Annotated in this window: 14 protein-coding genes; 4 read left to right on the top strand and 10 right to left on the bottom strand. The window is 42.6% G+C overall.

What is annotated here, in order from left to right; all coding sequences use genetic code 11:
- Window positions 1–66: 66 nt before the first annotated feature.
- From PY092_RS08455 to PY092_RS08445, 3 genes are all read right to left on the bottom strand, one after another.
- The gene (locus PY092_RS08455; protein WP_275615416.1) at window positions 67–1,302 is read right to left on the bottom strand and encodes a DUF1015 domain-containing protein; all 1,236 of its coding nucleotides are present in this window, start codon (window positions 1,300–1,302) and stop codon (window positions 67–69) included.
- A gap of 181 nt (window positions 1,303–1,483) precedes the next feature.
- A complete protein-coding gene (locus PY092_RS08450) occupies window positions 1,484–2,371 on the bottom strand; it encodes a 3-hydroxybutyryl-CoA dehydrogenase (protein WP_275615415.1) in 888 nt (295 codons plus the stop codon).
- A gap of 53 nt (window positions 2,372–2,424) precedes the next feature.
- Entirely contained in the window at window positions 2,425–3,390 is a 966-nt protein-coding gene (locus PY092_RS08445) for a Gfo/Idh/MocA family protein (RefSeq protein ID WP_275615647.1), read from the bottom strand.
- Window positions 3,391–3,504: 114 nt separating this feature from the next.
- Between PY092_RS08445 and PY092_RS08440 the strand changes: the two genes are divergently transcribed.
- The gene (locus PY092_RS08440; RefSeq protein ID WP_275615414.1) at window positions 3,505–4,146 is read left to right on the top strand and encodes a protein-L-isoaspartate(D-aspartate) O-methyltransferase; all 642 of its coding nucleotides are present in this window, start codon (window positions 3,505–3,507) and stop codon (window positions 4,144–4,146) included.
- Here the strand turns inward: PY092_RS08440 and smpB are convergent.
- Complete coding sequence (gene smpB / locus PY092_RS08435) at window positions 4,143–4,604, bottom strand: SsrA-binding protein SmpB (RefSeq protein ID WP_275615413.1); 462 nt, start codon at window positions 4,602–4,604, stop codon at window positions 4,143–4,145. The genes PY092_RS08440 and smpB overlap by 4 nt on opposite strands.
- Before the next feature lie 79 nt (window positions 4,605–4,683).
- On the opposite strand from smpB, the gene PY092_RS08430 reads away from it, so the two are divergent.
- A complete protein-coding gene (locus PY092_RS08430; RefSeq protein ID WP_275615412.1) occupies window positions 4,684–5,421 on the top strand; it encodes a DUF6503 family protein in 738 nt (245 codons plus the stop codon).
- A 2-nt stretch (window positions 5,422–5,423) separates the two neighbouring features.
- Here PY092_RS08430 and PY092_RS08425 read toward each other — a convergent pair whose 3' ends face one another.
- Complete coding sequence (locus PY092_RS08425; protein ID WP_275615411.1) at window positions 5,424–5,948, bottom strand: SixA phosphatase family protein; 525 nt, start codon at window positions 5,946–5,948, stop codon at window positions 5,424–5,426.
- A gap of 72 nt (window positions 5,949–6,020) precedes the next feature.
- Here PY092_RS08425 and PY092_RS08420 point away from each other — a divergent pair, with 72 nt between their 5' ends.
- A complete protein-coding gene (locus PY092_RS08420) occupies window positions 6,021–7,460 on the top strand; it encodes a PorP/SprF family type IX secretion system membrane protein (RefSeq protein WP_275615410.1) in 1,440 nt (479 codons plus the stop codon).
- Window positions 7,461–7,590: 130 nt separating this feature from the next.
- Here the strand turns inward: PY092_RS08420 and PY092_RS08415 are convergent, their stop codons facing one another.
- The 5 genes from PY092_RS08415 to clpB all read right to left on the bottom strand — a co-directional run bounded on the left by PY092_RS08415 (window position 7,591) and on the right by clpB (window position 13,980).
- Entirely contained in the window at window positions 7,591–8,187 is a 597-nt protein-coding gene (locus PY092_RS08415; RefSeq protein ID WP_275615409.1) for a TetR/AcrR family transcriptional regulator, read from the bottom strand.
- 171 nt (window positions 8,188–8,358) lie between these two features.
- Window positions 8,359–9,423 carry a dipeptidase gene (locus tag PY092_RS08410; RefSeq protein ID WP_275615408.1) on the bottom strand — a complete coding sequence of 355 codons (1,065 nt, stop codon included), beginning with the start codon at window positions 9,421–9,423 and terminating at the stop codon, window positions 8,359–8,361.
- 8 nt (window positions 9,424–9,431) lie between these two features.
- A complete protein-coding gene (locus tag PY092_RS08405; protein WP_275615407.1) occupies window positions 9,432–9,896 on the bottom strand; it encodes a RidA family protein in 465 nt (154 codons plus the stop codon).
- A gap of 11 nt (window positions 9,897–9,907) precedes the next feature.
- Window positions 9,908–11,221 carry a gluconate:H+ symporter gene (locus tag PY092_RS08400; protein WP_275615406.1) on the bottom strand — a complete coding sequence of 438 codons (1,314 nt, stop codon included), beginning with the start codon at window positions 11,219–11,221 and terminating at the stop codon, window positions 9,908–9,910.
- 158 nt (window positions 11,222–11,379) lie between these two features.
- Window positions 11,380–13,980 (bottom strand): ATP-dependent chaperone ClpB, encoded by a 2,601-nt coding sequence (gene clpB / locus PY092_RS08395; RefSeq protein WP_275615405.1) that lies wholly within the window; start codon window positions 13,978–13,980, stop codon window positions 11,380–11,382.
- Between the two features lie 142 nt (window positions 13,981–14,122).
- Between clpB and ytxJ the strand changes: the two genes are divergently transcribed.
- Window positions 14,123–14,512 carry a bacillithiol system redox-active protein YtxJ gene (gene ytxJ / locus PY092_RS08390; RefSeq protein ID WP_275615404.1) on the top strand — a complete coding sequence of 130 codons (390 nt, stop codon included), beginning with the start codon at window positions 14,123–14,125 and terminating at the stop codon, window positions 14,510–14,512.
- The last annotated feature ends 26 nt before the right edge of the window (window positions 14,513–14,538 follow it).

Here is a 14,538-nt window from a genome sequence, read left to right as displayed (position 1 = left end):
TTCTGAAAAAACTCGAACTGACGGTTTACTTTCATGCTATCATCAAAATGAACTATGGGTTAAAATTTACAATTCATAAATAGCCAGCCCGCTACGGAGCTTAGGCTCAATATACGTGCTTTTTGGGGGCATTACCAAACCTGCGTCGGCAATTGCCTTGATTTCTTCAACTGTTGTGGGAACCAGACTGAAACCCACCGCATAGCTCCCGGAATCCACCATATCCTTCATTTGGATAAGGTTGTTTTTGCCATAACCATAGCAAATCCGTTTATCGTTTCTTAGGTCTGTAATGCCCAAAATGGGTTCTAAAATGGTTTTGTACAGGATTTGGGTGTCCAGCTTGCTCAGGGCATCGGTGAACTCATGATTGGTCTTCCTGAAATGCAGCGTGTAAAATTCTCCCTCCAAATACATACTGAATTCGTGTTTTTTGGATGGTTTGCGAAGTCCGTCTTCTCTTTTCTCTATCCTGAAATGCTCATCCAATTGAATCAAGAACTCCTTTTTCGAGAATCCGTTCAGATCTTTGACCATACGATTGAATTCATAGATTTTAATTTGTGATTCAGGAATCAAGTAGGCCATAAAATAATTATAGGCTTCTTCTCCCGAGTGACTGGGATTCTCTGATTTTTTAAGGTCTGCCAACAGGTTGGATGAAGCACTTCGGTGGTGTCCATCGGCAATGTAGAGTGCATCGAGGTCACCGAATGCTTTTTCCAGTTTCTCAATCCCTTCGGGATATGAGATTTTCCAAAGTTTATGGTTTACCCTGTCCGTTGTTGTGAAGTCGTATTCGGGCTTTCGTTCAATTTTACGTTGAAAGATTTCGTCGACCAGCTCATTATCCTCATAGGTCATTAAAACCGGTTCTGCGTTAAAACCTACTGTATGAAGGTAATCGGCAAAAAGCTCCTCGCGATCCTGAATGGTATCCTCGTGTTTTTTGATGACATTGCTCCGGTAATCATCCACACTGCAGGCGCAAAAGAATCCCAAGCTCTTAAAATCATCTTTTTCAATTTGATAGAGGTAAAAACTGGGCTCATCATCTTTTTGAAAGATGTTCTCCTCCAAAAATTCCAAATATCGATTGTGCACTAACCCAAATCGTTCCTTTCCCTTGATGTTCTTTTCGAACTTGAACCCCGGGTTGATGATATGCAAAAACGAGAAGGGATTGTATTGCAATACCGCTTTCAATTCCTCTTTGGAATATTCCTCGTAGGAGCGGGAAGCAACAAAAAAAGCTTTGTCCTTTGTGGGGCGGATGGCCTTAAAAGGTTTTACAATGGCCATGAAATTCGTTATCTAGTTAAAAGAGGGGTTTCCTCCTAATTTTTTATTATCGCTATTTTAGTTCTAAATACTTAGTGTTCCTTGTCATTTCGAACGTAGTGAGAAATCTCATTATAGATTTAAGGTTATGGGATTCCTCGTCGCTTTGCTCTGTCGGAATGACAACCAAGTACTTTGAATCTTATTTGAATTGTGCGGAAACGTTTTCTGCTTTTCTGGATTCGGAATAATCGTAAAACCCTTCGCCCGATTTCACTCCCAATTTACCGGCCATTACCATGTTGACGAGCAAGGGGCAGGGAGCGTATTTTGGATTTTTGAATCCATCGTACATCACATTCAAAATGGAAAGGCATACATCCAAACCAATAAAATCCGCCAATTGAAGAGGGCCCATAGGGTGCGCCATTCCCAATTTCATCACGGTATCGATTTCTTCAACGCCAGCCACGCCATTATACAAGGTCTCAATGGATTCATTGATCATGGGCATCAAAATGCGATTGGCCACAAATCCTGGATAATCGTTTACCTCTGTTGGGATTTTGCCCAATTTTCTGGATAGCTCCATGATGGTTTCCGTGACTTCATCAGAGGTGCTATATCCACGAATGATTTCTACCAACTTCATAATCGGCACGGGGTTCATAAAGTGCATCCCGATCACTTTTTCGGGACGATTGGTTGCAGCACCAATTTGCGTGATGGAAATAGAGGAGGTGTTGGTGGCCAAAATGGTTTCTGCTTTGCAGATTTCGTCCAAGTCCTTGAAAATCTTGAGTTTGATATCCAAGTTCTCTGTGGCAGCTTCAACCACTAAGTCCATGTCCGAAACACCATCTTTGAGGTTGGTGTAGGTAGTGATGTTGCCGAGCGTAGCCTCTTTTTTGGCTTCGTCGATGACTTCTTTGGAAATCATTCGGTCCAAATTCTTGGTAATCGTAGCCATTCCTTTGTCCAAAGAGGCTTGGGAAATATCCACTAAATTGACTTTATATCCGTTTTGTGCAAAAACATGGGCTATTCCGTTTCCCATGGTTCCAGCGCCAATTACTGCGATTTGTTGCATAGTATATTGTTTAAAATTGTTGTCAGTTCGAGCTAAGTCGAGAATGACGACGATTAATTTTTAAAAGACTCAATAATCTGAAGGGCGACTTTTAGTGCATTGGTCCCTTGCTCCAAACTTACGATTGGGGTAGTGTCATTGTTGATGGCATCGGCAAAGGTTTCCAATTCGTCCAAAATGGCATTGTTGACATCTATTTCAGGGTTTTCAAAATAGATCTGTTTTTTATCGCCTTCCGCATTTTGAAGAATCATATCAAAATCCCCAGGGTTTTCTGGAGCGTCCTTCATTTTTACCACTTCCACTTTTTTCTCCAAGAAATCCACGGAAATATAGGCGTCGCGTTGAAAGAAACGTGACTTTCGCATGTTTTTCAAAGAGATTCGGCTAGAGGTAAGGTTGGCCACACAACCGTTCTTGAATTGTATGCGCGCATTGGCGATATCTGGCGATTGACTTATCACGGAAACACCACTGGCATTTATTTTTTCCACTTCGGAAGGAACCACGCTCAAAATGGCATCAATGTCATGAATCATTAAATCCAGTACCACAGGGACGTCTGTTCCGCGTGGGTTGAATTCCGCCAGTCGATGGGTTTCGATGAACATAGGGTTCTCGATTTTGTCTTTTACAGCTAAAAATGCAGGATTAAAGCGTTCCACATGCCCAACTTGACCTTTTACGCTGTGTTTTTTGGAAAGCTCCAATAATTCCTCGGCTTCTTCAAGTGTGTTGGTAATGGGTTTTTCAATAAAAATATGTCTCCCTTTTTCAATGGCTTTTTTGGCGCAATCAAAATGGGATAAGGTAGGGGTTACAATGTCGACAACATCCACGGCATCTATCAAATTATTGATGTTGTCGAAATGAGTGTAGCCAAATTCGGCGGCCACTTTTTTGGCATTGATCTCATCTGGGTCATAAAATCCAATCAGTTCATATTTGTCCGATTGATTTAAGAGCCTTAGGTGTATTTTTCCCAAATGTCCTGCTCCGAGGACACCAACTTTAAGCATATTACCTGTTTTCGTCAAAAATACGGATATGATGTCAGTTTCCATAAATTTTTGAACGGAACTAAGGGGATATTTTGGGGAACTTTTTAAATTCGTGCCACCAGACCACACACCATGAAGGATACGCTCAAACATAGGGGAATGCGCAAGAACTTGGCGGAGATTGTTGCCGCCAAAGGGATTACGGATAAAAAAGTACTCGAAGCCATAAAAACAATTCCTAGACACCTGTTTTTGGATAGCAGCTTTGAAGATCATGCGTACCAGGACAAGGCATTTCCCATTGGTGCGGACCAAACCATTTCACAGCCCTATACTGTTGCTTTTCAAACAGAATTGCTCGAAGTGAAGCCCAATGCCAAAATTTTGGAAATTGGCACGGGTAGTGGTTATCAAACTGCTGTTTTGTTGCATTTACGGGCCAAAGTATACACCATTGAACGCCAATTGGAGCTTTTTAAGACCACCAGATTGTTCTTCAACAAGATGCATTATCGACCCAAGAAAATGATTTTTGGGGATGGATATAAGGGATTGCCCGAAGAAGCACCTTTTGATGGGATCATTGTTACCGCCGGTGCACCTGAAGTGCCAAGACCACTCTTGTCCCAGTTGAAAGTAGGGGGTAGGTTGGTCATCCCTGTTGGTGTGGATGAACAAGTTATGACCTTATTTGTTCGTAAATCCGAAAAAGAGTTTGAGAAAAAAGAGTTTGGTTCGTTCCGGTTTGTTCCTTTACTGGAAGATAAAAACTAGTTGTTGAAGCTCTTTTTGATTCGGGATAGGTTGCGTTTATTGTCCCTGTCCTTGATGGTTTCCCGTTTATCGTACAGTTTTTTACCCTTTGCCAGGCCGATGTTCATTTTGGCGAGCCCTCTATCATTTATAAAAACTTTCAGGGGAACAATGGTAAGACCAGTGGTGGCCACCTCTTTTTGAAGTTTTTTTAATTCCCGTTTATTGAGCAACAATTTGCGTACGGCCTTGGGTGCGTGGTTAAAATGACTTGCGTGACTGTATTCATCAATCTGCATATTGACGACAAACAGTTCGCCCTTGTCATTAAATTCACAAAAGCTTTGGGAAATGGAAGCCTTGCCGGCGCGAAGCGATTTTATTTCGGTACCCCCCAGAACAATACCTGCGGTGTAGGTGTCCAAAATTTCGTAATCAAATCGGGCTCTTTTATTTTTTATGTTGATACTTTGCTGCATTGGGACAAAAATAGGAACTCTTTGCCAAGAAAATTGTAATGTTATGGTGGATTTTACGAATAAGTACCCAAACAACCTTATGAAAAGAATTATAATTCCCCTGATACTTGTTTTTGCCATTGGATGTAAGCAGGAGCCCAAAAAAGAACTGACTGTACAAGAAATCGTTGATAATTCCATCGCGGATAGTGGTGGAAAACTATTTGACGATTATAAAGTGACTTTTGATTTTCGGGACAAGAGCTATGTTTCTGAAAATGTGGATGGACAACGTGTTTTTAAACGAATTTCCGATTTGGACTCCATTACCATTACCGATGTGAAGCGGAATGATGAATTTGAACGATATATGAACGATTCCTTGGTAATGGTCCACGATACCATGGCGGTAAAGTATGCGAACTCCATCAACTCTGTACATTATTTTGTGCGTTTGCCTTATGGTTTGAACGACGGTGCTGTCAACAAGGAACTTTTGGGCAAGGAAACCATCGATAATAAAGAATATTATAAAGTAAAGGTAACGTTTGACCAAGCAGGCGGAGGTGATGATTTTGAGGATACTTATTTGTATTGGTTTGATATAGAGTCATTCAAGCCCAACTACTTAGCGTATGACTTTCATGTGAACGGAGGGGGGCAGCGATTCAGGAAAGCGTACAATGAACGCTATGTCAATGGTATCCGATTTGTGGATTATGAGAACTATAAGCCAAAAAACGACGGTACGGATATTCTGGAAATTGGACAATTGTATAACAAAGGCGAACTTGAACTCCTAAGCAAAATTGAACTCAAAAATATTGTGGTAGAATAAACCTAGTCCATTTTTAAGCGGATATGGGTGGGGATACCATCAATAATTCGAACAATAAAAAGACTGCTGTTGTCCGAATCGTCCATTTGGGGGTATTTTTCCATGCCTATCATTTTGTTTACAAGCATGGGGGTGGTGTTGCTATGGCCAACGACCAAAACATTTTTACCTTCGTTTACCAATTTGAACTCCTCCATATCAAGTGAAGAGGGGTCGTAATATTTGATATCGATATCTTTTTTTACCGATGTTGGAGCGGCGGTCATGGAGGTGCGCTCGTAATTGGTGGAATAAACAAGGTCCAATGGAATGGCATCAAAAACCTCGGCCCAGCGAATGGCTCTGTCCAATCCATCTTGATTAAGCTCTGGGTCAAGGTTCTCTGGATTGGTTCTATCTTTTTCGGCATGCCGTATAAAATAGAAGGTGGAAATAACTGGGTCTTCCGCAATTTTCGTATCTTTTTTGCAGCCGATACTTCCAACGAGTATAATTGCCAGGGCAATTAAGGGTTTGATGGTTCGCATAGTTCTATTCAAAGTTCCCGTATATTTTTGTTATTCAGTTTTAAAAGTAACGTTTAATTTTCATTTTCTCGTATGCCCAAGTTTTTGGTTTCTTTGTTTGCATTGGTAATTTACGCCACAAGTTGGGGTCAAGAAGCTGTTTTACCATCTGATTTTAGGCAACATTCGCTGACGCAATTCAATGCTAGTTTGTTCAATCCCACCTACGCTTTGGATTGGAACAATCCTAATTCGTTTTCGGTCTGGACCCGTTGGCAATGGCAGAGCATTGATGGTGACCCAACTTCCATTTTTGCCAATTATACGCATCAATTAAATACTTCTTCTGTAGCTTCTGCTGGGTTTTTACAGCACAATACGGGAATATTTCTTTATACAGGGGTCAACCTGACCTTTGCACAAACATTTGAATTGGATGATGGAGTAAGTTTAATGGCAGGGTTGAACACTTTTGCTTTTCAACAAACGGTCGCGGACGAGCAATATGTGCAAGGGGATGAACTTGACCCTGTTGCACTGGAGGATTTGGAAGGCTTCAAAGTGCAATTTACACCGGGATTACGTTTATTGGTCAATAAGTTTAGTGTGGGCTTGGCTTTGGAAAATGCCATCGGTTTCAATGTTTCAGGAAATGGGGACAGTATGGAAAGCTTTCAAAGTGTTACCGTAACCCTCAGCAATGATTTCCCTTTGGTGTTATCCGAAGGTTTGGGAGATAGCTACGTTCGCCCTGTGCTTTATGTCAAATCGGTGCCCAATGGTGACACGCAATTTGGTTTGAATGGTTTGTTTTCCACTTCAAAATTTTGGGTACAAGGCGGATATAATAGTTTTTATGGTGTTTCCGGGGGATTGGGTGTTACTGTGTCCAATGCCTTTTCCATAGGTGGACTAATGGAATTCGGAACAGATAGCTCGTTGAGCGAAGAAGATTCCACTATCGAAATTGTTGCCTCCTATCACTTTGGAAAAGCAAAGTCAAAAGAAGTGCCTCCCGAAGAACCTGAAGAAATCTTGCCCGAACCCGAGATAGAGGAGGAACCGAATCGAAGGGAGGAAGAGATTGAACAACAACGTCGTGAGCAGGAGCAACGAGAGTTGGAGAGAAGAAGGCAGTTGGAGCTCGAAAGGGATTCTTTGGCAGAAGTACAACGTATTAAGGAACAATTGGAGCTTCAGCGCAAAAAAGATAGTATTGAACGTCTGCAAAATCAGAAAGTCGAGGTAAGGCCCAATGAAAGGTACGAGGAGGTTGAAAGCGAAGATGGTCTAGAACCAGGTTTCTATTTGATTGCCAACGTTTACGGGACCAAAAAGTACTTCGAAAACTTTATGAAGACACTAAGGGAAAAAGGTCTGGACCCAAAATCGTTTTACAGGAGTTTCAATAAATACAACTATGTGTATTTGGAGCGATACAATACCATGGAGGAGGCAAGAAAAGCTAGAGACAGTAAGTTTTTTGGTAAGTACGACGACAAGACGTGGATATTTAGGGTAAAGGGGAATTGATTCTTAGGGTATAATGTCATTTCGAACTTAGTGAGAAATCTCTTCTCAAATTCAATAATGCCAGATTCCTCGTCGCTTCACTCTGTCGGAATGACAAATGGTTTAAATTTTATAAGAGGGATAGTATACCTTACTTTTTAAGCTCCTGCTTTACAAGATACTCCAAATACGTAACTGTATTGACCAAATACTTTCTATCCTGCGTCATAGTACTCATGGCTACGGCGCCTTGAATCATGGTGAACAATTGTTTGGCAAATTGTAGTGGCGGAACAGGAAGTTTTATTTCGTTTTGTTTGGCACCATTTTCCAAGATAAGCGCAATTTTTCCTTCAATCTCCTTGATGGTTTCTTTTACCGCTGCAGCCAGTAGCTTGTTATTGCTTTGTGCATCCACGCCAACGTTCAATAATGGGCACCCGCCCAATGGTAGTGTGAAGACATCATATTGCTTATAGAAGCTCAGCAGTGAAAATAGCTTATCCAAAGCTTCAATCTCCATATCCAATTTGTTATCAATGGCTTGTAGCAATAAATTTCTATTGTGTTCAAAAGCAGATAGTGCCAGGGCTTCTTTATTTTCAAAATTGCCATAAATAGCACCTTTGGTAAGCCCAGTGGCCTCTGTAAGGTCGCTCATACTGGTACCAATATAACCGTGGCGATTAAAGATGGGTGCTACGGTCTCAATGATATAAGCGGTGGTTCTTTCTGCCTTCTTGGTCATTCTTAGGTTGCTGTTGGTCGAATCTAATATATAAAAAAACACATACTGTTTGGTATTAAAATAGGCAAAAGCCCCTATTTTAACAAGTTCCTTGCTTTTTGGAGTGAAATTTTAGGGTCTGGAAAGGTGTTTTTCCAGTTTGTTGATTGAGGGTCGGATTGAATTCAATGTTTAGGTCCAGACTTTTCTTAAAAAATTGATGAAATTTTGATTCATGATTTTTTCAATATCCGATCTGGTGTAACCTCTTTTGGTCAACATATTTGGAATTTTTTGAAGATCAGCGATAGTGTCCAAGTCCCATGGGGTCTGTTCTTTTCCGAAGGCACCGTCCAAATCGGTTCCAATGCCAACATGATCGGTGTTCCCAGCCAATTGACATATATGATCAATATTATCAATTGCAATTTCCAAGGTGACGTTCATGTCTTTTGGGGTGGATATACCACGAACCCAGTTGGGAACCATCATCCATGCATCCAATGCAACACCGATGACAGCATCCCTGTTGATAAGCTCCGTAATCTGCTCATCGGAAAACTGTCGATTGTGGTCCACTAATTTTCTACAATTGTTATGACTGGCCCAAACTGGGCCGTGGTACACTTTCATGGTCTCCCAAAAGCTCTTGTCGCAAAGATGGGTGGCATCCAAGATGATATTGAGCTCTTCCACTTTTTTGAGCAAATCCTTTCCTTTTTGACCTATACCTCCCACCGAATCCGTACCATGGGCGTATATGCCAGGACCATAATGGGCGGGACCGATGGCCCTGAGCCCCGATTCGTAGGATTTTTCCAAATAGCTCATATCCACAATGGAATCGGCTCCTTCCAAGCTTAAAATATATCCAATCGGTTTTTTTGGCTCATCACTCTTCCAAAGTTCGAGGTGGTTTTCCAGACCTGCAATGTCCTTTATTTGAACCATTTCGCCTGCGGCTTCCATGGTCTTGTACCAGGCAAGTTGCCCTTGTGTCTGCGCCCACGCTTGATGTTGTGAATGCCAACCGGGTAGTGGACTACCTTTTTCCACAAAGCGTGCAATTTGAGTGCCCATACACAACCCGATGTTGCCTTCTCGCATGGCTGGGAGGGAAACAGTGTTCTTGCCACGGTCAGGCTTGTCGGTCATGCCTTGCTCACGTTTTCTTATCTCGGAGACTGAAAGTCTAAGGTCCCTGTTCCACTCCAGGGCGTTCATGGCAAGGTCAAGATGGGCATCAAATATAAACATGTCAGGTGTTATTGGTGAAGTTCAAATACAGCTTCGATTTCCACCGCAATATTGTTGGGGAGCATCATACCGACCGCGCTTCTCACTCCGATACCGTTCTCTTCTCCGAAGATATCGACCATCAATTCACTAAAACCATTGATTACATAGGGTTGTTTGCCAAAGTCAGGGGTGCAATTTACCATCCCCAATACTTTTACCATTCTTTTGATTTTGTCCAAGCTCCCAAAATGTGTCGTAATGGTGGACAGCATGGTCAATCCTACCTGCCGTGCGGCGAGTTTGGCTTGGTCCTCATCGAGGTTGTCTCCAGCCCGCCCCGTGATTAGGGAGCCATCTGAATTAACGGGGCCTTGACCCGATACGTACAAAAAATTGTCAATCACTAAAACGGGTCGATACACACCAGCAGGTGTAGGAGCAGGGGGTAATTGGAGGTTTAATGCCTCAATGCGTTGCGATGGTGATTCCATAATTTATATTGTTAGGTTATACTATTGATTGCCAAAACGCCCAGGAGTCCCATGACGCCTACCAAGGTCTCCATAACAGTCCAAGTGGAAAGGGTTTCCTTGACCGAAAGGTTGAAATATTCCTTGAACATCCAAAATCCGGTATCGTTGACGTGGGAAAGCATTAGGCTTCCCGAGCCAATGGCCAAAACCATTAACTCTGGACTTGTTCCTGTGCCAGAGGCCAGCGGGAGTACAATCCCGGCTGCGGTAAGTCCGGCCACGGTTGCCGACCCCACACTAACGCGTATGGCAGTGGCAATGAGCCAGGCCAACACCAAAGGCGAAACACTGGAACCTTTTAAGCTGTCGGCGATATAGTCGCTTACTTGACTATCTATCAGAACTTCCTTTAATGCTCCTGCCCCGGCAATGATCAAAAGTATCATGGTAATACTGGAAACGGAAGCGGACAAGGAATCCATAATCGTGCTCATTTCCTTTCCCTTGGCCAATCCCAAGGAGTAAATGGCGATGAGTACCGAAATGAGCAAAGCAATCACAGGATTGCCGATAAAGGTCAGTATGTTTCTGAGTAGGCCTTCATCCAAGAATTGTTCTGCAATAATGCCTACTCCAATGAAGATGATAGGGGAAAGGGCAGTTAAAATACTTACTGCGGTCGATGGCAGTTCTTCTTCGGGTATGGGTTCGGCATTGTAAAATTCTTTTAAGGGCTTGGCCTCAATCTTTTTTATGGTTCGGGCAAACAATGGTCCTGCAACAATAATGGCAGGCACAGCAACAATAAGACCGTACATCAATGTTTTTCCAATGTCTGCATTGAACATGGCCGCTATGGCCGTTGGCGCGGGATGGGGCGGAAGGTACCCGTGCGTTACCGATAAAGAGGTAAGCATTGGCAATCCTACATAAAGCAGGGGCAATCCTGTTGAAAAAGCGACGGTGAACACTAAAGGAATCAAAATAACAAAGCCCACGGAATAGAACATTGGGATACCTACGATAAATCCTGTTATTACCATGGCCCATTGTACGTGTTTCACTCCAAATTTTGCGACCAATTGCGTTGTGATTTGTTGGGCGGCACCGCTATCGGCCACCAATTTTCCCAACATGGCACCAAGTCCAAGTATAAGGACCAGAAAACCCAGTGTATTGCCAATCCCCCGTTGTATGGATTGCACTAAATTACCCAATTCCATCCCTTGAAAGATGCCTACGAACAGGCATACGATGATAAAGGACAGAAAAGCATTGAGTTTAAATTTCGCGATAAGCAAGAATAGCAGTAAAATACCTAGAACGGCAATGATTAGTGGCATATTTAGGATATGGTTTTGAGCTAAAATAAGGATTTAAATGTAATGGCATACGAAAGTTGCGGATTTCTAAAATTTTGATTAACAAATATGATATAAATAAAAATCCCCTCCCAAAAAGTTAGGGGAGGGGATTTCCTGACTGAAATTTATTTGGAGAATTACTCTACCAATTCATCTTGATTTCTGAACACCAATTGATCATCAAAGGAATCCAAGAGCACTATACTGTCGGAGGTTATTTTTCCTGACAACAATTCTTTGGAAAGGTTGTTCAAGACCTCTTTTTGAATCAATCGTTTTACGGGTCGCGCTCCATACTGGGGATCGAAACCTTTTGCTGCTAAGTAGGAGACAGCTTCCTCGGTTGCATCGAGGGCAATGTTTTGCTTGGCCAACATTTTCTTCAAGTTCTCCAATTGCAATCCCACAATGTCCTTGATGTCCGATTTGCTCAATGGCGCAAACATGATGATGTCATCAATACGGTTCAGGAACTCGGGCCTGATGGTCTTGCGAAGCAATCCCAGTACTTCCACCCGTGCTGCCTCAGAAGCACTTTCCACATCTACGGCATCCTCAAATTTCTCTTGGATGATGTGGCTTCCCATATTACTGGTCATGATGATGATGGAGTTTTTGAAGTCCGCTACGCGACCTTTGTTGTCGGTCAGCCTGCCTTCATCCAGTACTTGCAATAAGATGTTGAAGGTATCGGGATGTGCTTTTTCAATCTCATCCAACAAGATTACGGAATAGGGTTTACGTCTTACGGCTTCCGTTAACTGACCTCCTTCATCATACCCCACATATCCTGGAGGCGCACCTACCAATCGGCTCACGGAGTGACGCTCTTGGTACTCGCTCATATCTATCCGTGTAATGGCATTTTCATCATCGAACAGATAAGCGGCCAAAGTTTTGGCCAACTCGGTCTTACCTACACCTGTTGTACCCAAGAACAGAAACGAACCGATGGGCTTTTTGGCATCTTGTAATCCGGCCCTGCTTCTGCGGATAGCATCGGATACGGCGATTATTGCCTCATCTTGCCCCACTACTCGTTTGTGCAGTACATCTTCCAGTTTCAAGAGTTTTTCCCTTTCGCTCTGCATCATCTTGTTCACGGGAATACCGGTCCATTTGGCAACTACTTCGGCAATATCCTCATAGGTTACTTCTTCTTTGATCAATGTGCCGGCTGTTTGCTGCTCTGCCAATTCATCTTGGAGTTTTTCCAATCGTTCTTGGGCTTCTTTTATTTTACCGTACCGCAATTCGGCCACTTTTCCGTAATCGCCGTTTCGCTCGGCACGTTCTGCCTCAACTTTATAGTTTTCAATGTCCTCTTTTGTTTTTTGGATATTGTCGACTACGGTTTTTTCACTTTCCCATTTGGCGAAGATTTCGTTGCGTTCCTCTTTGAGGTTGGCGAGCTCCAAATTCAAGGTTTTCAATTTAGCTTGATCATTTTCTCTCTTGATGGCTTCGATTTCAATTTCCAGCTGCATTATCTTTCTGTCCATAACATCCAATTCCTCGGGTTTGGAGTTGATTTCCATGCGAAGTTTGGAAGCAGCCTCGTCCATAAGGTCGATGGCCTTATCGGGCAAGAACCTGTTGGTAATGTAGCGTTGGGACAGTTCTACGGCACCAATTACCGCATCATCTTTGATGCGAACCTTGTGGTGTGCCTCATATTTTTCCTTGATTCCCCTAAGGATGGAAATGGCGCTCTCGGTATCGGGTTCATCTACCATTACTTTTTGGAATCGACGCTCTAGTGCTTTGTCTTTCTCAAAATATTTTTGGTATTCGTCCAAGGTAGTGGCTCCTATAGCTCTCAATTCGCCACGTGCCAAGGCGGGTTTCAGGATGTTTGCGGCATCCATAGCACCTTGTCCGCCCCCGGCACCTACCAAAGTATGTATCTCGTCAATGAACAGTACAATGTTGCCGTCCGATGAGGTTACCTCTTTGATCACGGCCTTTAGACGTTCTTCGAACTCGCCTTTGTATTTGGCCCCTGCGATAAGTGCACCCATATCCAAGGAATAGATAATTTTGTTCTTAAGGTTTTCTGGCACATCCCCTTGAATGATTCTGTGTGCCAAACCTTCGGCAATGGCAGTTTTACCCACACCGGGTTCACCCACCAACATTGGATTGTTCTTTGTACGTCTGGATAAAATCTGCAATACCCTTCGGATTTCCTCGTCCCTACCGATTACGGGGTCCAACTTGCCGCTATCTGCCATTTGGTTGAGGTTGTTCGCATATTTATCCAATGAGTTATAGGTTTCCTCTGCACTTTGTGAGGTTACCTTGCCGCCCTTGCGAAGTTCTTGAATAGCAGCCTTTAAATCTTTTTCTGCTACGCCTTGATCTTTTAAGATTTGAGCGATTTTACTCTTGGATTTGAAAATGGCCAATAACAGGTGTTCAACGGAAACATATTCATCACCCATGTTTTTGGCGACGATGCTTGCTTCGTTGACGGTTTTCCCAGCTTCCCTGGAAAGCATGATTTCACCTCCCGATACCTTGGCGAAGCTTTGGAGTTCCTTGTCCAGTATTTGATTGATAAGGTTGGTGTTGACATTCAATTTCTTCAATATGAATGGCAATACGTTTTCATCGACCTCGGCAATGGCCTTGAACAAGTGTTCGTTTTCGATTTGTTGATGCCCAAATTCTTGGGCCAATTGCTGGGCCCTTTGAATGGCTTCCTGTGATTTTATTGTAAAATTATTGAAGTTCATAGTTGTTGTTTTTCTCTGAAATGTCAACAACCTTACCAATGCACCCGCACCGCCAAAATGTCTGATAAAAGCAGTAACAACAAGACATTTAGTCAGTTGTAAGCTTTTTGCTCCCTAACGACTTATCCTATAAATTTGCGATATGGGAATATTTGACAGCGTCTTCGGAAAGAAGGAGAAAACAAAAATAGAAAAGAAAGAGTTGCCGTGGATTCAATTGGAATCCATGACCCAATTGGAAAACATTGGGGAAAACTCAAAAAATAAGACTCAGGTTATATACAAGCATTCCAGTACTTGTGGAATAAGTAGGATGGTGTTGGGCATGTTCACTGATTCGTATGATACGGATTTGGATATTGACCTTTATTTTCTGACCATTCAGAACCATAGGGATGTGTCCAATGCAATAGAGGAAAAGTTTGCGGTTCGGCATGAATCACCACAATTGTTGGTCGTTAAAAATAATGAAGTTGTTTTTCACACTTCGCATGGTGCTATATCTGATACGGATTTTACCAAGTATCTATAAAAAAACGAACGAGTGTATGTCAGTTC

The organism is Flagellimonas yonaguniensis, assembly GCF_029193885.1.
GTDB classification, from domain to species: domain Bacteria; phylum Bacteroidota; class Bacteroidia; order Flavobacteriales; family Flavobacteriaceae; genus Flagellimonas; species Flagellimonas yonaguniensis.
The sequence above is the reverse complement of the archived record's forward strand: the minus strand, read 5'-3'. Positions and strand labels throughout refer to the sequence as shown.